The organism is Reyranella sp., assembly GCF_965279465.1.
In the GTDB taxonomy this organism is placed as follows: domain Bacteria; phylum Pseudomonadota; class Alphaproteobacteria; order Reyranellales; family Reyranellaceae; genus Reyranella.
Map to the genome: position 1 here is coordinate 3,736,782 of NZ_OZ257242.1, position 18,016 is coordinate 3,754,797.

The 18,016-nt window shown below is 65.5% G+C and carries 13 protein-coding genes; 5 read left to right on the top strand and 8 right to left on the bottom strand.

Going from position 1 to position 18,016, the window contains the following annotated elements:
* Nucleotides 1-82: 82 nt before the first annotated feature.
* From ACQY8M_RS18315 to ACQY8M_RS18335, 5 genes are all read right to left on the bottom strand, one after another.
* A complete protein-coding gene (locus ACQY8M_RS18315) occupies nucleotides 83-1,120 on the bottom strand; it encodes a DUF7146 domain-containing protein (RefSeq protein ID WP_428674784.1) in 1,038 nt (345 codons plus the stop codon).
* Nucleotides 1,120-5,445, bottom strand: coding sequence for a strawberry notch-like NTP hydrolase domain-containing protein (locus ACQY8M_RS18320; RefSeq protein ID WP_428674786.1), 4,326 nt, complete (start codon nucleotides 5,443-5,445; stop codon nucleotides 1,120-1,122). The genes ACQY8M_RS18315 and ACQY8M_RS18320 overlap by 1 nt, the downstream gene beginning before the upstream one ends.
* 367 nt (nucleotides 5,446-5,812) lie before the next feature.
* On the bottom strand, nucleotides 5,813-7,942 hold the full coding sequence (locus ACQY8M_RS18325; protein WP_428674788.1) for a ParB/RepB/Spo0J family partition protein: 2,130 nt from the start codon (nucleotides 7,940-7,942) through the stop codon (nucleotides 5,813-5,815).
* Between the two features lie 396 nt (nucleotides 7,943-8,338).
* Nucleotides 8,339-9,637, bottom strand: coding sequence for a tyrosine-type recombinase/integrase (locus ACQY8M_RS18330; protein ID WP_428674790.1), 1,299 nt, complete (start codon nucleotides 9,635-9,637; stop codon nucleotides 8,339-8,341).
* Nucleotides 9,638-9,786: 149 nt separating this feature from the next.
* On the bottom strand, nucleotides 9,787-10,644 hold the full coding sequence (locus ACQY8M_RS18335) for a JAB domain-containing protein (RefSeq protein WP_428674792.1): 858 nt from the start codon (nucleotides 10,642-10,644) through the stop codon (nucleotides 9,787-9,789).
* 74 nt (nucleotides 10,645-10,718) lie between these two features.
* Between ACQY8M_RS18335 and ACQY8M_RS18340 the strand changes: the two genes are divergently transcribed.
* Together ACQY8M_RS18340 and ACQY8M_RS18345 are read left to right on the top strand one after the other, a co-directional pair.
* The gene (locus ACQY8M_RS18340) at nucleotides 10,719-12,125 is read left to right on the top strand and encodes a serine hydrolase domain-containing protein (protein ID WP_428674794.1); all 1,407 of its coding nucleotides are present in this window, start codon (nucleotides 10,719-10,721) and stop codon (nucleotides 12,123-12,125) included.
* 61 nt (nucleotides 12,126-12,186) lie between these two features.
* Nucleotides 12,187-13,032, top strand: a complete 846-nt coding sequence (locus ACQY8M_RS18345) for a DUF1444 family protein (RefSeq protein WP_428674796.1) — start codon at nucleotides 12,187-12,189, stop codon at nucleotides 13,030-13,032.
* A 6-nt stretch (nucleotides 13,033-13,038) separates the two neighbouring features.
* Here the strand turns inward: ACQY8M_RS18345 and map are convergent, their stop codons facing one another.
* The gene (gene map, locus ACQY8M_RS18350) at nucleotides 13,039-13,917 is read right to left on the bottom strand and encodes a type I methionyl aminopeptidase (protein ID WP_428674798.1); all 879 of its coding nucleotides are present in this window, start codon (nucleotides 13,915-13,917) and stop codon (nucleotides 13,039-13,041) included.
* Between the two features lie 56 nt (nucleotides 13,918-13,973).
* Between map and ACQY8M_RS18355 the strand changes: the two genes are divergently transcribed.
* Nucleotides 13,974-14,735: a competence/damage-inducible protein A gene (locus ACQY8M_RS18355; protein WP_428674800.1), complete on the top strand. Its 762-nt coding sequence runs from the start codon at nucleotides 13,974-13,976 to the stop codon at nucleotides 14,733-14,735.
* Here the strand turns inward: ACQY8M_RS18355 and ACQY8M_RS18360 are convergent.
* Nucleotides 14,732-14,956, bottom strand: coding sequence for a BrnA antitoxin family protein (locus ACQY8M_RS18360; protein WP_428674802.1), 225 nt, complete (start codon nucleotides 14,954-14,956; stop codon nucleotides 14,732-14,734). The genes ACQY8M_RS18355 and ACQY8M_RS18360 overlap by 4 nt on opposite strands.
* Nucleotides 14,953-15,243, bottom strand: a complete 291-nt coding sequence (locus ACQY8M_RS18365) for a BrnT family toxin (RefSeq protein ID WP_428674804.1) — start codon at nucleotides 15,241-15,243, stop codon at nucleotides 14,953-14,955. The genes ACQY8M_RS18360 and ACQY8M_RS18365 overlap by 4 nt, the downstream gene beginning before the upstream one ends.
* 113 nt (nucleotides 15,244-15,356) lie before the next feature.
* Between ACQY8M_RS18365 and ACQY8M_RS18370 the strand changes: the two genes are divergently transcribed.
* Together ACQY8M_RS18370 and ACQY8M_RS18375 are read left to right on the top strand one after the other, a co-directional pair.
* Nucleotides 15,357-16,418, top strand: a complete 1,062-nt coding sequence (locus ACQY8M_RS18370; protein WP_428674806.1) for an AbrB family transcriptional regulator — start codon at nucleotides 15,357-15,359, stop codon at nucleotides 16,416-16,418.
* A gap of 197 nt (nucleotides 16,419-16,615) precedes the next feature.
* Complete coding sequence (locus ACQY8M_RS18375; protein ID WP_428674808.1) at nucleotides 16,616-18,004, top strand: amidase; 1,389 nt, start codon at nucleotides 16,616-16,618, stop codon at nucleotides 18,002-18,004.
* Nucleotides 18,005-18,016 lie beyond the last annotated feature (12 nt).

Sequence of the window (18,016 nt, forward strand, 5' to 3'; positions counted from 1 at the left end):
GGAAGGCCGGGGCGTAGTCCTCCCCGACGGTGGATGCATCCAGCGGGCATGGCGATGCGCGCCACCCCGCGTTGTCTGCCGTCTATGCCGCCAACGCCATGAAGCGGGCGGCGTCCTGCGGCGCGACCTGGGACCGTGCTTGCGTGCGAAGGGCATTGATGCCGAGAGTGAGGAGATCCTCGTTGAAGTCGCCAAGCTCGGGCGAGAGGACGATGGCCTCGATCCCGGCCCCGTTCGCCCGGTCGATCAGGGTGTCGCGCGCCCCATCACCGGCCGGATCGTTGTCGCGGACGATGTAGAGCCGCCGCAGCGTGTCGGGGAACAGGATGGCGGCGAGGTGGGCCGCGGAGAGTGCCGCCAGCATCGGCATGTCGGGAAGGACCTGCCGGATCGACAGAACGGTCTCGATGCCTTCGCCCGCTGCCATAACGTCGCCACCGATGCCAAAGCGGACCGCATTGCCGAGAAGATCGCCCATTGCCCGCCGTGGCGTGTTGATTGGAGCCTTGTCACGACGGCGTGGATCCAGCCAGGTGCGATGCGCTCCGGTGATCCTGCCGTTGAGATCGGTAACAGCGGCGATCATCGCCGGCCATGTCTCAGTCGGCGAATGCTCGTCGGGACGATAGAAGCAGCGTGGATGGAAGCGCAGGCTTCCGGTTCCGCGCAAATCCGTGATGCCGCGTTCCCAGACATACGCGTGCACAAGTGTACCCGCAATTGGCTGCGAGATGGCGAACAATCGTCGGGCTGCTTCGGGCGAGCCGTGCGGTGCCGGACTCTGCCGATGCTGCCAGCGTGGATCCGGCTCCGATGGTGGCATGCTGAGAAAGGTTCGGGCCTCGTCAGCGACGTCCTTGAAGTCGATGAGCCCACAGCTCTCGCGGATGATGTCGAGAAGATCGCCATGCTCGCCGGTCGCGGCGTCCGTCCATTTGCCGGCGAGGCCCCGGGGCGAGTCGTTTAGCCGGACATACATCGAGCGCCCGGGCGTGTTGCGAACGTCGCCCACCAACCAGTAGCCGCCGCAGCGGCGGCCGCTGGAGAGATAGTGACGGCACACCGCCTCGGCCTGCCGGCCGAGACGATGCGCAAGATCGGAAGCGTCCCGGCGTGCCATCACGACCCCTTCCGTTCGGAGATGCGCGCGACCGGATACGTATCGAAAAGTTTGGCGAGCACGTCCGGTTCCGTACTGTCGACCGGCACAAAGAAACGGAGCTTCCACGAGATGATCTCGCTGAAGAGGCCGTAAGCCCGGAGACGGTCGCGCATCGGCTCGGTGAAGCCCACCAGCTCCAGGCGATAGGCGCTCATCACCCTTGCGCGGCGAAGCTGAAGACCTTCCGCGAGGTCGAGGATCGTCGTGCCGTCCATCAGAGCAGCGAACGCCTGATCCGGCGTCAGCGTCACGGTGCCGCTCGTCACCGCGCTGGCAGCCCAGGCGGGCGAAACACGGCGGCCGATGATGCGCTCGCCGGCGTCGGTCTGGAGGCGATAGACCCGGGTCGACTCCTCGGGCAGCCGCTTCCAGATCGGCAACAGCAGCCCGGCGACGATATGGATCGTGCTGTCCGAGAACTCCGGAACCTCGGCGAGCTCAGCGTCCCACGTCGCTGCGAAGGCGGCGCGACCGGCTTCCTCCCAATGGCTCTCGTCCATCATGCGCAGCGGGGCATGATGCTGCTCCATCGGCCGGATCAGGCAGACCCGCCGCTCGATCTCTCCGTCATCGAGCATCATCGACGGGGCGGGGACCTGCACGGCGGCGCGGCCGGAGCGGCCGTTGACCAGCAGCCGCGCTCGTGGATCGGAGAGCTGATCTAGCGCGCAGGCCAAGGTCGTCGGTCGATTGCGTTCCCGACGGGCGATGATGAGAAGCCGGGTTTCCGCGCCGTTGCCGGGATGGGTATGAATCACCTGGCTGTCGGTGACGACGAAGCTCTCGGCCTGCAGCGTCTCGAGCCCGACGTCATAGACGCCGCTGCGGATCGCGCCCTCGACCTTGGCGGTCAGGAGCTGCTCGAACGCCGTGAAGAGCACGCCCTGCAGCTCGATGGTGAGCGCCAGCAGGCGATTGAGGAAGGTGGTGATCGGCGGCAGTTCGTCCTTGATGCCGTTGTCGTCCATCAGCTTCAGGCCGGTAGCCGACTCAAAACGGTCGAGCGAGCAGCTTTCGAGCTTGCCGCGGACCAGTAGCAGGTAGAGCTGGCGCAGCGCGTCACGGGCGTAGGGACTTTCCAGATTGTCCTCGGGCCGGAACAGGCCCTGGCCGCCGGTCTGGCGCTGGCCGCGCGTGATGGCGCCCAGTGTGTCCAGGCGGCGCGCGATCGTCGACAGAAAGCGCTTCTCGGCCTTCACGTCAGTGGCGATCGGCCGGAACAGCGGTGGCTGCGCCTGGTTCGTCCGGTTGGTGCGGCCTAGCCCCTGGATCGCGGTGTCAGCCTTCCAGCCCGGCTCCAGCAGATAGTGGATGCGGAGGCGCTGGTTCCGCGCCGCGAGGTCCGCATGGTAGCTGCGGCCGGTGCCCCCGGCATCGGAGAACACGAGGATGCGCTTCTGGTCATCCATGAAGGCGGCCGCCTCGGCGAGATTGGCGGAGGCTGCCCGGTTCTCGACGGCAAGGCGTTCGCCCTTGCGCACCACGCGGCGCGAGCGGCCCGTCACCTCGGCGACGAGGTCTGTGCCGAAGCGCTGGACGATCTGGTCGAGCGCACCTGGAACCGGTGTCAGCGAGGCGAGCCGCTCGATCAGCTCGTCACGGCGGGCGACGGCCTCCCGGCTCTCGACGGGCTGGCCGTCCCGGAAGACCGGGCGAGACGACAGATTGCCCTCGCTGTCGGAGAATGGCTCGTGGAGCTGCACCGGGAAGGAATGGGCGAGATAGTCCAGGACATATTCGCGCGGGGTGATGTCGACGCGCACGTCGTTCCACTCCTCGGCCGGGATCTCGGCCAGGCGGCGTTCCATCAGCGCTTCGCCGGTCGAGACGATCTGGATGACGGCAGCATGGCCGCTGGCCAGGTCCTGCTCGATCGAGCGGATCAGTGTCGGGGTCTTCATGCTGGTCAGGAGGTGGCCGAAGAAGCGCTGCTTGGCGCTTTCGAAGGCCGAGCGCGCCGCAGACTTCGCCTGCCGGTTCAGAGTGCCGCTGTCGCCGGTGATGTTGGCGGCCTTCATAGCAGCGTCGAGGTGATTGTGGATGATGGCGAAGGCGCCGGCATAGGCGTCGTAGATGCGGATCTGCTCGGTCGTAAGCTGGTGCTCTACTAGCTCATACTCGACTCCGTCGTAGGACAGCGATCGGGACGTGTAGAGGCCGAGCGAACGTAGATCGCGCGCCAGCACCTCCATGGCAGCGACGCCGCCGTTCTGGATCGCCTCGACGAACTCGGCCCGATTGGCGAAGGGGAAATCCTCGCCACCCCACAGGCCGAGCCGCTGGGCATAGGCGAGATTGTGGACTGTGGTCGCGCCCGTCGCCGAGACATAGACGACGCGGGCGTTCGGAAGCGCGTGCTGGAGCCGGAGCCCCGCGCGACCCTGCTGCGACGGGGCGACATCGCCCCGTTCTCCCTTGCCTCCGCCGGCGTTCTGCATCGCGTGGGACTCGTCGAAAATGATCACTCCCTCGAAACCGGAGCCCAACCATTCGACGATCTGCTTGACCCGCGAAAGCTTCTCCCCGCGGTCGTCGGACCGTAGCGTGGCATAGGTCGTGAAAAGGATGCCTTCCGTGAGACGGATGGCGGTGCCCTGCGGGAAGCGCGACAGCGGTGTGACCAGCAGGCGCTCCATGCCGAGCGCCGACCAGTCGCGCCGGGCGTCCTCGAGCAGCTTCTCCGACTTCGAGATCCACACGGCCTTGCGCCGGCCTTGGAGCCAATTGTCGAGGATGATGCTAGACGACTGGCGGCCCTTCCCGGCGCCGGTGCCGTCGCCAAGCATGAAGCCGCGGCGGAAGCGGACGGCGCCCACGGCATCGTCGGGCGCGGCGGTGACGAGATCGCCGGTCTCGTCCACGGTCCAGGCTCCGGCGAGATGTTCGCCGTGAGCCTCCCCGGCATAGATCACCGTCTCGAGCTGCGCGTCGGACAGGACGCCGTCGTTCACGATCGCGGCCGGCAGGGTCGGCCGATAGCTCGGCTTCGGCGGCGCCACCGAGGCCATGGCCGTAGACTGCACCAGCTTCGTGGGATGGGGCTGGGCGCCCGGAATGCGGATCGACTGGAGCGCATAAGGCTCGTAGATCGACTCCGACAGGCGACCTCCCTCGGGTGGTGTCGAATCCATGGTGTCATAGTCGAGGGGGACACCGTCGAGCCGGGCGATGCGGCGGGTGGGCGCGGGGGCTGTGGACCGGGCGAGATAGCCGCGCACCGTTCGTATCGTCGTCGTGTCGGCCGCGACCTTCGGAAGCGTAACGACCAGCCGAGCCGGGACATGCTGCTCGATCCAGGCCAGCAGCGTCGCCACGTCGGGCGCGACGCCCGCGGAATCCGGGAAGCGGCCGGGGTCTTCGGCGGGCGCCTTGTCGATGACGGTCAGGCGCGTCTCGATGGTCGTGCCGTGCTTGGCATAGACCGAGCCCGCGATCGCCGCCGTGAACACGACGCGGCCGCGCTCCTGCAGTCGGACGAAGCTGTCCCGCCACGCCGGCAGCTCGGGCGAGCAATTCGCCCCGGTGATCGCCACCAGCCGCCCGCCGGGCGCCAGCCGCGCTAGCGCTGAGGCGACGTGGCGATAGCCGGCGTCGGCACCGCGTCCCGACACATTCGCCATCACCGAGAACGGCGGGTTCATGATGACCACGCTGGGCATGACCGCGCGGTCCAGATGATCGTCGATCTGGGCCGCGTCGAAGCGCGTGACCGAAATGGCCGGGAAGAGAGCGGCGAGCAGAACGGCACGGGTAGCGGCGAGTTCGTTGAGGATGAGATCGGAGCCAGTGATCTCCGCGAGGATCGCAAGCAGGCCCGTGCCAGCCGACGGCTCCAGCACCCGGTCGGCGGGTGTGAGCGAGGCGGCGGTGAGCGCGGCCAAGCCGAGCGGAATCGGTGTCGAAAACTGCTGGAAAGTCTGCGTCTCCTCGGACCGTCGCGTGTGGGTCGGCAGCAGGCTGGCGATCTTGGTCAGCGCGCCGAGCCGGGAAGCCGGCGAGGCTGCTTTGCGGAGAAGCGCCTTTCCGTACTTGCGCAGGAACAGGACGGTCGCAGCTTCGCAAGCGTCATAGGCCGTCTTCCAGTCCCAAGCACCGCTGACGTCGGATGCGCCAAACGCCTGTTGCATGGCGGAGCGCAGGGTCGCGGCATCGACAGGCCGACCCTGTTCGAGATGAGGAAGAAGATTTCCGGCAGCGGCCAGGACGGCGGCGGCCGGTGGAATGTCGAGCGCAAGCGGGAGCGAGGCCGCCGGAACGGCTGGCGGGATCGGGGCGTGGAGCATCTAGAACACCTCGGAGAGCGGGAGACGGGCGAGCCGGCCCGGCGCTCTCTCTCGACCGGACGGGCTCAAACCCGTCCCGGCCGACCTCGAACTCTCCTTGCGGATGCGCCTAACATTTCCCCGAACCAGCAAGCTACCGCTGATCCGCCAACGCGATTGTCGCGCGCGGATCACGGCCGTGGCGACCGGCCATAGGCATCGTTTCGCCACCGGCAGGACGCGACTGTTCAGCGATTTGTCACCGAGATTTCGGTGTTCTTGGCCGCAGGCCAGATTGGCTATCAGGCCGGTGGCGTGTATGTGCGGCCGCAGTTCGTGCCAGCCGATAAAAAGAGGCCGGAGCGGTCACTCCGCTCCGGCCCTAAGATTATTCAGCCGTAACGAGGCGGGGTTGTCCCTCGTCCTTGGCGTCGGCAATGTCCGCTTCGTCATTGCCCGCGAGGAAGTCGGGGAGCGCCGCGCCATCGTCCCCATCGGTTTGGGCGACCGCCGCGGGTTCCTCGGTCTCGGGGACCAGGCGCAGGGGCTCGGGGAGCCATTCGGTGTCGGCCAGAAGGCGTTCCGCCTCCGTGGCCATGTCGCCCTTTTTGAGGTGCTCGATGAGCTGCGCGGCCTGTTCGCCGGCACCCTCGCGGACCGCCTGAAGGATGCGGGGCTTGGTGACCCGGCCGAGGTAGTTGCCGACGGTCGGACGCCAGCCGACATCCACCATGTCGAGGCCGGTGGCCCGCGCTAACCGGTTGGCCTGGCCGAGCCGCAGGTCGAGGCTGTGCCGGGAAACGCCATTGCCGCCGTATGGGGTGGGCTTTTCGTAGAGCGCGTTGACGCCGTAGCTCACGCAATGCGCCAGAAGCGCCATGCGGCTCGTGTCGTTGAGCGCTGCCAGCCAGTCCCATAGCGCGTCGTCCTCGGCAGGGATATCGCCCGCCCAGGCTTCGTGGCGCTCGTGCACCGCACGGGCCGAAGGGCTGTCCTTCAAGGCGTCGTCCTGCACGGGGAAGAAGATGTGTCGGACCGAAGCCTCCAGCGCGCCGGTGTATGCGCGGTTCTGAAAGGTGTCGGAGACCAGCTTGTGCAGGAGCGCGGTCATCGCGACGTGTGGATTGTCGGCCAGCGCATTGCGCAGCGCCAGCGTGCGATGGGCGGTCAGTTCGGTGACGAGGCGATCGGGCAGCGGCTTGATCGCATCGTCATCGTCTTCGTCCGGCTCGGCAGGTTGACCGCCGATCGTGATGACTGCCCTCTGCACCTCCGGCTCGGCCGGATCGCCGCCGGCTTCCCGGCCGGTGTCGCCCTCGGGCCCGAGCGGTACTTCATCCTCGACCCGGACGTAGCCCCGATCGATATCGAGCCGGCCGTCATGGGCAATGCAGATGAACACGCCCGCGCGGGCGATGTCCGCGGCCTCGAAGCGCACCGGCCGGGCCTCGATGGCCGCGAGCGCCGTTTCGATCTCGTCGAGGCGCCGATCGACTTCGTCCGGCAGCTCTTCGGCCCCTTCATATTCGGCCTTGAGCTTCTGATATTCGCCGCTGAGCGCATCGATCGTCGCACGTTCCTCGGCGACGAGGTCGAGCGCCTCCCCGTTCAGCTTGCGTAGCCCCCGGGTGGCGTCATGCGGGAAGCTTACCGCGACCTCGATCCACTTCCACCCCTCGGTAGCAACCTCCCCGGCCGTGGTCTTCAGCTTCTCGGCGACCAGACGGTCGAGCAGCGCCGGGTCGTGCAGCCAGCCGCCATCGTCGGACTGGAACAGGTCGCGCATGATCATGCCTCCGGCCGCCTCGTAGGCATCGACACCGACGAATACCGCGCGCTTGTCTGAGGCGCGCACCGTGGTCTCGGTAAGCATGCGCCGGATCTGATGCGGCTCCTTCGACCAGCCATCCTTGATCGCGTCCCAGACCTGTTCCTGACGCGCGTGATCGGCTGAGACGGTGAAAGCCATGAGCTGCTCCAGCGTCATGCCGTCCTCGGCATAGACGTCGAGCAGTTTTGGCGATGCGCAGGCAAGGCGCAGGCGCTGCTTCACGACCTGGGCCGGGATGAAGAAGGCGGCCGCAATCTCTTCCTCACTCATGCTCTTGTCGCGCATGTCCTGGAAGGCGCGGAACTGGTCGAGGGGATGGAGCGGCGCGCGCTCGATGTTCTCGGCGAGAGAGACCTCTTCGGCGAGGATGCCGCCATCGCGTTCACGGACGATGCACGGAACCGGCGCGACCTTGGCCAGGCGCTTCTGCCTGACCAGCAACTCCAGCGCCCGGAACCGACGGCCGCCGGCGGGCACCTCGAACATGCCGGTCCCATTGCCCTCGGCGTTAACGACAGGAAAGACGCTGAGGCTCTGGATCAGGCCGCGTCGCGCGATCGAAGCCGCCAGGTCCTCGATCGAGACGCCGGCCTTCATGCGCCGGACGTTGGACTGGCTGAGCACCAGCTTGTTGAAGGGAATGTCGCGCGAAGACGACAGGACGATCTTCTGAACAGCAGTAGCCATCGGGCTTTACTCCGCGACGGGCGGCCGAGAGCCTCTCTCTCGACCTCAACCCGTCACGGAATTCCGATCCTCCCTCTCACTCTCTGCTTCTGGCACCTTGGGCGCGATGGCCGAACCGAGGACACGGTATCGGCGGCCGAGAATGGCGTGCAACAACGGGCCGTCAACGGATGGAAGAGGAAATCTAGGAGGGCGGTGGAGTCGGATACCGTGGGATAGAAATCGGTTGGACATCGCCGCACGATGCGTTCGGAGGCCACGAGAAACGAGTCTTTGCGAGCTATCCCATCGCAGAACCCATTTCATCACTTGAAGGTCGTAGGTTCAAATCCTGCCCACGATTTGAACCTACGCCAAGAAAGCGGGGACTTGCCCTCGAAGATCTGCTGACTACTGTCAATCCGCTTGCTGAGTTGCTCCATCAGTCGCGCTATGGATGATCAGCGTGTGCTTTTCCTTTGTCTGCTTGGACCGCTTATTGTTCAGCATCGCGTGGACGAATGCATTCCACTTTTTCATCGCAGCTCGCTTTTCCGCCATATAGTTCCAGCGATCGTAGCTCTTCGAGCTAACATCCTGGAGCGTGTGGTTCTGCAGCCGATCGCGGATCTCTTTTGATAGGCCGGCCTTTCCAGCCAAGGTCTTCCACGTCCTGCGCAAATCCCGGTTGGTCACGACAGGGATCACCTCGCGTTCGCGCTGACGCCACATGAATGCGTAAAGCGTGCCGTGGCTCACGGGCTTGGTCGGGTTCATCGCGGAAGGAAAAAACCAGCCATGTACATTGGGTTTGATGGAATCGATCAGCTCCGCTGCGACTTCGGGCACCGGAATGGCATGCGGCTTGCCGTTCTTGGTTTTTGACCAATCGATGATGCGTTCCTTAGCGTCCCATTGGTCGACATGGAGACGGGCGATTTCTTCGACGCGCTGCCCCGTGAGCATGAGAATACGAACGGCGCGGGTGTAAGGAGGGTGAACTGGCGTGTCTGGGCATTCAAGCCAGCGGTAGAGACGGAGGAACTCTTCTTCATCAAGCCAGCGGGTCCCGACCTTTTTCGGCTCCGTGGGGATGCCGGCAGCGGGATTGTAGACAAGACGGAAGCGCCGCTGCGTCGCGCTACGGTAATCGTGCTCCGATTTCAGACCCCAGCTATACGCGGACCGGACGTAGCTTCGGACGTGATCCGCCATCGAATGCCTGCCGCGATCGTAGATCGGCCGGATAACATCGGTGATTTCGTCCGGCTCGATGTCACGAGCTGGTCGACTGCGACCGAACGCATCGGCGATTTTGTTGAGGACTTTTTCGGCTTCCTTCCAGGATGACTTTCCTGACGCCTTCAGGTGAGCCACATAGGCTTCGAAGAGATCGGCTACAGTGCCGGGCCGGGTGTCGCCGGCGATCTTGATGCTGCGACCCTTCTGGATCATGTCGGCGAAGTCGCGAGCGAAAACTTCACGTGCCTTGCCGAGCGACAGGGACGGATACGAACCGAGCTTCTTCTTAAGGCGCTTCTTATCTCGCCATTGCTGTGCCATCCAGTCCGCCGTAACGCGAGTGGGCATTGGCTTCATGACCAAGACGAGACGGCCGGTGCCATGTCCCTCGCCATCGACGAGACTTAGCTGTTTGCCAGTCTGCCCGACCTGATTCAGGGCGCGGCGTATCTCTCCGTCGGTTAGGCTTGGCACTGGGCTCTCCCATCGGCTCTCGAGTGGGGTCGTCAGACGGGTTAGTTGGGGTCGGCAACTGGGGTCAGAGTCGCGACCGATCCCCCTCAAAACCGGCCCCAATATGCCATGCCTCCGGACCTTGCGCCAAGCCACAAAGTCTAAGTGATTCAATGAGTAGAAGCGTGATCGAGCGTGATCCAAGGATGCATAGTAGGATGGTTGTGCACCAGGATCAGCGCAGCGGCGCCGAGCTCGAGGGCGCGCTTGATGACTTCCCGCGGATAGACCGGCGTATGGTCGATCGTGCCGCGCTGCTGCACCTCGTCGGCGATCAAAACGTTCTTGCGGTCGAGGAACAGGATGCGGAACTGCTCCGTCTTCTCGTGCGCGAGCGCGGCGTGGCAATAGTCGATGAGCTGCTGCCAGTTGGTCAGGACCGGCATGTCCTTGACCTTGCGCTCGGCCAGTCGGCGGCCCGATTCGCGGACGGCGCGGAACAGCACCAGGGTGCGCTGGTCGATCTCGAACTCGCGCAGCTGGGCGGGCTCGGCGGCGAAGATGTCGCCCAGGGTGCCGAAGCGCTCGAGCAGCCGCTTGGCCAGCGGCTTGGTGTCGATCCGCTCGATTGCATAGAACAGCAGCAGCTCGAGCAGCTCGTAGTCGGGCAGGGATTCGATGCCGGCCTTCAGCACCCGCTCGCGCAGCCGGCCGCGATGGCCGTGATAGTGCGGCACGGCGGCGGCCGGCGCGCCGCTGTTGTGACCCGCAGCGGCCGGCGTCGCCTCGATCGCGGCGGCGAGCTTCGCCGTCGGATCCTCGCCCGCGAATTCCCAGCACTGGTCGAGCCGGTTCCAGGTGCCGCCGGCATCGCGCAGCACCGTCCGGTGCGGCAGCGTGTTGCCGCTCACCCGCCACAGACCGTCACTCGCCTGAAGCCGAAGTCCCGCCGCAAGAAGCGACAGCAGGGCATCGTCATCGGCTGACGGTGCCGCCGGCGCGGCCGCGGCCTTTTTCGCTCTCCCCATGCGCCAACGTTCCCCAGCAACGACGGCAGAAAGGCGGCAGGAAAAGGGGGAAGCCATGGATTAGGCTGCACCGCATGACCACCGCCTTCGCCCAGATCGACGCAGCGTACGCTGCCTTCGCCCAGCAGCACAATATTCCCGGCATCGTTGCCGGCATCGTCCAGGACGGACGCCTCGTCCATGTGACCGCGCTCGGGCTGGCCGATGTCGCGGCCAAGCGGCCGACCACGTCCGCGACGGCCTTCCGCATCGCCTCGATGACCAAGAGCATCACCGCGCTGGCGATCCTGTCGTTGCGCGACCAGGGGCGGTTGGCGCTCGACGCGCCGCTCGCCCAGTACGTCCCGCAATTCGCAGCCGTTCCGCCGCCGACGAAGGACAGCCCGCCGGTGACCGTGCGCCACCTGCTGAGCCACGTCGCGGGCTTCGTGACTGACGATCCGTGGGGCGACCGGATGCTCGGCATGACTCCCGGCGCGCTCGACGCGCTCATGGCGGTCGGCAAGCTGTTCGCCCGTGCGCCGGGGCTCGCCTTCGAATACAGCAACCTCGGCTACGCGCTGCTCGGCCGCGTGCTGACCAACGTCAGCGGCGAGCCCTACCAGGCTTTCGTGCACCGCACGGTTTTGCAGCCGCTCGGCATGACTCGCACGACCTTCGATGCGTTCGAGGCGGCGCACGACGACTTCGCCTGGGGCCATCGATTCGACGAAGGCAAATGGTCACGCGAACGGCTCGAGCCCGACGGCGAGGTCGGCGCGATGGGTGGCCTCGCCACGACCGCGTCGGACTATGCCCGCTACGTCGCCTTCCTGCTCGATGCCTGGCCCGCGCGCGACGATCCGGAAAGCGGCCCGCTGCGCCGGTCGACCGTGCGCGAGATGAGCCTGTTCCACGCCCCGCCCTTCCTGCCCGACGCGGTCGACGGCCGCGCGCCCGCGGCCAGCGCCTACGGCTACGGGCTGGTGAACTCGGCCGACGCGAAGATCGGCCGCCGGGTGCATCACTCCGGCGGCCTGCCGGGCTACGGCTCGCACATGCTGTTGCTGCCCGAGTCGAAAATCGGGATCTTCGCCTTCGGCAACCGCACCTATGCGCCAATGTCGCGCATCACCATTGCCATCGCCGAGACGGTCCACGCCCTGCAGCCGCCGCGTGCTCCGGCGACGCCGTCGCCCTGGCTGAAGCGCGCGGTCGAGGCCGTCGTGGCAGCCTATGCCGCCGGCCGCATAGAGGTCGCCCAGGCAGTCTTCGCCGAGAACCTGCTGCTCGACATGCCCGCCCGCCTGCGCAACGTCGAATTGGCCGCCTTGAAGCAGCGGCTGGGCGAGGGGCGTCTGGAATCGATTGTGCCGATTCACGCCCTCGATGGTTGCTTTACTATGATCTGCGCGAACGGCCGCCTGCGCGGGAAGATCACCCTGTCGCCGGATGCCGAACCCGGTATTCAGGACCTTACCTTGACCGTCCAGATGGCATAACTATCGGTAGAAGGGCCTGGAGGTATACATGCGAAAGGTGAGGCGACGACTGGCTGCAGCCATGGGTGCCAGCGCGGGGCTGTCGTCCGTCGGTGCGGCGCTTGGGCAGAGCGATGGCCTGGGATCTTTTCGGGCGGAGGTCCTCGACATCCTGCATCGGAAATATCCTGCCATGAAGGCAGTCGCTGCACAGGAGGTTGGTGTTATCGAGATCGATGCGGGCAGCATTGGTCTCCAGAATCTCTATGCCATGGCCGGACCGTTGCCCGCCCGGAAGAGGCAAGCCGCGATCGTGGAGTTCCTCGAGAAAATGGTGGCAATGGCGCCGTCCCGGCCGGCCCATCCGCCCTCGTGGCCCGAGGTGAAGGAACTCGTTTACCCCCGGTTCGTGCAGGCCGATCTCGTCCGGCTAACTCCTGACCTACTTCATCGCCCCTTCAGTCCGGGAGTAGTCGTCGGCTACGTCGTCGATAATGGCCCTAGCGTAAGCTTCATCAATCGCGAGGAAGCCAAAGGTTGGGGCATGGCTGAACAGTCGGTTGACGAAACAGCCATTGCCAATCTCGAAGCCTTGTCTGCGCCTCTCCCTATCGAAGTTCACGAACCGAAGCACGGTACGGGCCTTTTCGCCTACTTTCAGACGATGGACAGCTATGATGCCGCCCGGCTTCTGCTGCCTCAATTTCGTGGCCGCCTTCTGGCGGCACTGGGCGGTGTGGCCCTTGTCGGAATTCCCAATCGAGATTTTCTCGTAGCGTGGTCGCCGGATTTCGGTCTGTTCGAAAAAATTGCAGCACGCGTTGGACAGGATTTTCGCGAGCAACCCTACGCGATCACGGATACGATTTTCCGCGCCGACCGGCAGGGCGTTCGCCCGGCGACGGCAGCCGAGCTGCGCCGACGGTAGCGCGGTTCAGGCCGACACGGTCTGCTTGGCCGCGAGCGAAGCGCCGTCGAGATCGAAAGGCGGCTTGGTCAGGCTCATCGGCGAGAGGGTGAAGAACTCCACGCCTGTCTCCGTGATGCCGACGGAGTGCTCGAACTGGGCCGAGAGCTGCTTGTCGCGAGTCACCGCGGTCCAGCCGTCGCTCAGGATCTTCACTTGCCAGGTGCCGACATTGACCATCGGCTCGACGGTGAAGAACATGCCGGGCTTCAGCACCGGCCCGGTGCCGGGCCGGCCGTAGTGCAGGATGTTCGGTGCGTCGTGGAAGATGCGGCCGAGGCCGTGCCCCGAGAAGTCGCGTACGACCGAGAATCGCTGTGCCTCGACGTAGGTCTGGATCGCGTGCCCGATGTCGCCGACGTGGCCACCCGGCTTGGCGGCGGCGATGCCGCGCATCATGGCCTCGTAGGTCACGTCGCACAGCCGGCGCGCCTTCACCCCGACGTCGCCCGCGAAGAACATGCGGCTGGTGTCGCCGTACCAGCCGTCGAGGATTGTGGTGACGTCGATATTGACGATGTCGCCGTTCTGCAGCCGCTTGTCGCCCGGAATACCATGGCAGACGACATGGTTTATCGAGGTGCAGATCGACTTCGGAAAGCCACGATAATTTAGCGGGGCGGGGATCGCCTTGTGATCGAGGATGAACTCGTGGCAGAGCCTGTCGAGCTCGCCCGTGGTCACGCCCGGCACGACATGGGGCGTGATGAAGTCGAGCGTCTCGGCCGCCAGCCTTCCGGCCCGGCGCATGCCTTCGAAGCCTTCCGGCCCGTGCAGCTTGATGGTTCGTTCGTCGCGGCGCCAATAGTCGACGCTGTCGTCCTCGATGTCGCGTGGGCTACTCATATGACCCTATTTGGCACCGGATGCCCGCGGGAACAAGGCCGTGCTAGGCTGTTGAAATGCCAGACACTTCCAAGACCGTCACCGCCGCCATCCTGGTCATCGGCAACGAGATCCTGAGCGGCCGCACGAAGGACGCGAATATCCAGTACCTCGCCACTGAGCTCGGCAAGCTCGGCGTCCGGGTCATGGAATGCCGAGTCATTCCCGATATCGAGGCCACGGTCGTGGCGACCGTGAACGAGCTGCGGGCGAAGTTCGACTACCTCTTCACGACCGGCGGGATCGGCCCGACGCACGACGACATCACCGCCGACTGCATCGCCAAGGCCTTCGGGGTCGGTATCTCCGAGCATCCCGAGGCGGTCGCGCGCATGACCCGCCACTACGGCGATCCTGCGCTCTTCACCCCGGCCCGGCGCCGCATGGCGCGGGTGCCCCATGGCGGCATCCTGGTCGACAATCCGGTATCGGTGGCGCCCGGCTTCCAGATGGAGAACGTCTTCACCTTCGCCGGCATCCCGGCAGTGGCGCAGGGCATGTTCCAGTCGATGAAGCACCGGCTGGTCGGCGGCGACCCGGTCCTCGCGCGTACCGTGCGCACCAACCTGCCGGAAGGCATCATCGCCGAGCCGCTGGGCGCGCTCCAGAAGCGCTACGAGGACATCGACATCGGCTCCTACCCTGCGTTCCGCAACGGCCGGCCCAGCGTTTCGCTCGTATTGCGCGGCACGGATGATGCACGTCTGGCGACGGCCGCTGCCGAGCTCATCCAGACGATCAAGGGCATGAACGGTGAGGCGGAGGAGTTCACCACCTAGGCTGCCGCACGCCAGTTAAGGCGGGGCCGGCGGCGCGCGGTCACGCAGTCGCGCAGGTAGAGATTGATCAGGCTCTGATAGGGAATGCCGACCTCGGACGATACGGCCTTGAAATAATCGATCGCGTCTTGGTCGAGCCGGATCGTGATCTGCTTCTTCAGCCGCGCGGCATAGGGATTCTTGCGAGCGGCGGAGAAGTCGTACTCCTTTCGCATGGTCATTTGCTCCGTCGGTAGAATGTTGTTTCACGCGGTGTGGCCTTGCGCGCCGAGATGATGCGGATCACATCGGACGTTCCCCGCAGGGTGTGGACCACTACCAAGAGGCGCAGGGCGTAACTGAAGGCAAGCAGGACGTATCTATTCTCCTCATCCGAGTGGTCGGGGTCGTCGATCACCTTGCCATCTGGATCAGCGAAAGCAGACTGCGCTTCCTGAAAGGTGACGCCGTGCTTGCGGGCATTGCTCGCCGATTTCCGTGCGTCCCACTCAAACCGCAAGCCAGCCATAACTACAATATAATGCTTGCGTAGTTCACATTCAACGATAGCGAGGGGCTTGGCCTGCGTGTTGCAACGGATTACTAGGGTAGACCCCTAGCTTTGGAGATGGTCGCAGGACGATGGCGCCGGCCGTTCAATGGATTGCCCTTGTCGTCTTGTCTGTGGCCCTTGCTGCGCTGCTGCTCTGGCTGCATGCGCCCGCGGCCTTGATGCTCGGGCCGCTGCTCGCGGCGATTGCGTTTTCGGTGGGCAACGGCAAGGTGAATATGCCGCTCGCGCCGTTCGTCGTGGCGCAAGGCGTGGTCGGCAGCATGATCGCCAAGATGATCCCGCTGTCGATCGTCGGCGACATCCTGAACCACTGGGCGCTATTCACGTTCGGCGTGCTGGCTGTCGTGATCGTCTCGGCCTTCATCGGCTGGCTGATGACGCGCCTGCAGATGCTGCCGGGCACGACCGCGCTGTGGGGCACCAGCCCGGGCGCCGCCTCGGTGATGACCATCATGTCGGAGTCCTACGGGGCCGACATGCGCCTGGTGGCGTTCATGCAGTATCTGCGGATCGTGCTGGTCGCCGCCGCCGCCGCGCTGGTGGCCAGGATTTTCGGCGTCAATCCCGAGCACCACGTGGCGCCCGAGATGGTGTGGTTCCCGCCGGTCGACTGGCTGGCATTCGGCGAGACGATGGCGATCGCCGTGATCGGCCCGGTGATCGCCCAGCGGCTCAACATCCCCGCCGGCGCGTTTCTGGTGCCAATGGTGGTCGGCATCGTGCTCACGCACTTCGGCGTGATGACGATCGAGCTGCCACCGTGGCTGCTGGCCGGCTGCTACGCCTTCATCGGCTGGAACATCGGGCTGCGCTTTACCCGGACGCTGCTGATCCATGCTCTCAGGCTCCTGCCGCGCATCCTGGTCTGCATCGTGGCGATGATCGGCTTGTGTGGCCTCGTCGCCGTCCTGTTGGTCTACGGTGCCGGAGTCGATCCGCTGACGGCCTATCTCGCAACCAGCCCCGGCGGCTCCGATTCGATCGCGATCATCACCGCCTCCAGCAACGCCGACGTCTCCTTCGTCATGGCGATGCAGACCGTGCGGTTGGTCGCCGTGCTGTTCCTCGGGCCGATACTCACGCGCTACATCGTCATGCACACCAATCCCGCGCCGCCGCCTGAAAAATGATGCCATGATCTACGTCGCCTTGCTCTTCGCCGGAGCCCTCGTGCTGGGTACGTATCTGTCAGTCCATTTCGGCAAGGTCCGGAAATGACCGGAACAGTCGCGAGGCCGGACACGACGCTGGGTGATAGCGCAATACAAGTCCTTTACCGAAGTCGCCACTGTCGCAGAAGCGGTGGCGCTTCTGTAGAGTTGCAGCCATGACCACAATCCACGACATGACCGCGGTCGACTTGCTGGCCGCCTACAAGAGCAAGAAACTCTCCCCTGTCGACGTCATCGACGCCACCATCAAGCGCATCGAAGCCTGGGAGCCGAAGATCAAGGCGCTCTACGCGCCGGACTTTGATGGCGCGCGCAAGGCGGCCAAGGCGTCCGAGGCACGCTGGCAGTCGGGCACCCCGCAGGGCGCGCTCGACGGCGTGCCGATCACGATCAAGGAGAATATCGCTACCAAGGGCGTGCCGGTGCCGCTCGGCACGGCTGCGACCGAGATGGTGCCTGCGGTGGCCGATGCGCCGGCCGCGGCGCGGGTGCGCGAGGCGGGCACAATCATCCTCGCCAAGACGACCATGCCCGACTACGGCATGCTTTCGTCGGGCCGCAGCTCGTTTCATCCGCTGACCCGCAATCCCTGGAATCTCGCGTGGAATCCCGGCGGTTCGAGCGCCGGCGCGGGAGCGGCGGGCGCGGCCGGCTATGGGCCGCTGCATCTCGGCACCGACATCGGCGGCTCGGTGCGCCTGCCGGCATCCTGGAACGGCATCTTCACCTTGAAGCCGAGCCTGGGACGCGTGCCGGTCGATCCGCCGTTTTTCGGCCGCGCGGTGGGACCGATGACCCGCACCGTCGCGGACTCCGCGCTGCTGATGGCCGAGCTGTCGAAGCCCGACCCGCGCGACCACATGAGCCTGCCGCCTGCCGACATCGACTGGTCGGCGGGCCCGCTCGAGCCGCGGGGCCTCAAGATCGGTCTCCATCTCGATGCCGGCTCGGGATTGCCGGTCGATCCGGAAGTGAAATCCGCGATCGAGGCCGCGGCCCGGCTGTTCGCCGATGCCGGCGCCACGGTCGAGCCGCTCGACGGCTTCCTGTCGCCCGAGATGCTGCATCTGCAGGACCTGTTCTGGCGGGTGCGGAGCTGGGTCGATTTCTCGGCGCTGAGCCATGCGAAGCAGGCAAGCGTGCTGCCGTTCATCGCCGACTGGTGCCGCGGCGGCGCCGACGTCTCGGGCGCGATGGTGATCCGGGGCGTCAACAACTACATGGCGATCCGTGCCGCCGCGACGCGGGCGACCCAGCCGTTCGACTACGTGCTGTCGCCGACCTCGCCGGTGCCGACCTACAATGCCGAATGGGAGACGCCGACCAACGACGTCAACCGGCCGCTCGAGCACATCTCCTTCACCATGCCCTACAACATGAGCGAGCAGCCGGCCTCGTCGATCAATTGCGGATACACGAAAGAAGGCAAGCCGATCGGCTTGCAGATCGCCGGTCGCCGGTTCGACGATTCGGGCGTGATGAGGCTGTCGAAGTGGTTCGAGGGTGCGCGGGCCCCGCAGAAGAAGTGGCCCGAACCGTCATGATCTTCCGGACCG

What these genes read in the sequence shown, in the direction of transcription:
- ACQY8M_RS18335 (WP_428674792.1), bottom strand. Translation starts at nt 10,644, where the DNA reads ATGGGGAGAGCGAAAAAGGCCGCGGCCGCGCCGGCGGCACCGTCAGCC.
- ACQY8M_RS18370 (WP_428674806.1), top strand. Translation starts at nt 15,357, where the DNA reads ATGGCGCCGGCCGTTCAATGGATTGCCCTTGTCGTCTTGTCTGTGGCC.
- ACQY8M_RS18345 (WP_428674796.1), top strand. Translation starts at nt 12,187, where the DNA reads ATGGGTGCCAGCGCGGGGCTGTCGTCCGTCGGTGCGGCGCTTGGGCAG.
- ACQY8M_RS18325 (WP_428674788.1), bottom strand. Translation starts at nt 7,942, where the DNA reads ATGGCTACTGCTGTTCAGAAGATCGTCCTGTCGTCTTCGCGCGACATT.
- ACQY8M_RS18355 (WP_428674800.1), top strand. Translation starts at nt 13,974, where the DNA reads ATGCCAGACACTTCCAAGACCGTCACCGCCGCCATCCTGGTCATCGGC.
- ACQY8M_RS18360 (WP_428674802.1), bottom strand. Translation starts at nt 14,956, where the DNA reads ATGACCATGCGAAAGGAGTACGACTTCTCCGCCGCTCGCAAGAATCCC.
- map (WP_428674798.1), bottom strand. Translation starts at nt 13,917, where the DNA reads ATGAGTAGCCCACGCGACATCGAGGACGACAGCGTCGACTATTGGCGC.
- ACQY8M_RS18340 (WP_428674794.1), top strand. Translation starts at nt 10,719, where the DNA reads ATGACCACCGCCTTCGCCCAGATCGACGCAGCGTACGCTGCCTTCGCC.
- ACQY8M_RS18365 (WP_428674804.1), bottom strand. Translation starts at nt 15,243, where the DNA reads ATGGCTGGCTTGCGGTTTGAGTGGGACGCACGGAAATCGGCGAGCAAT.
- ACQY8M_RS18375 (WP_428674808.1), top strand. Translation starts at nt 16,616, where the DNA reads ATGACCACAATCCACGACATGACCGCGGTCGACTTGCTGGCCGCCTAC.
- ACQY8M_RS18320 (WP_428674786.1), bottom strand. Translation starts at nt 5,445, where the DNA reads ATGCTCCACGCCCCGATCCCGCCAGCCGTTCCGGCGGCCTCGCTCCCG.
- ACQY8M_RS18315 (WP_428674784.1), bottom strand. Translation starts at nt 1,120, where the DNA reads ATGGCACGCCGGGACGCTTCCGATCTTGCGCATCGTCTCGGCCGGCAG.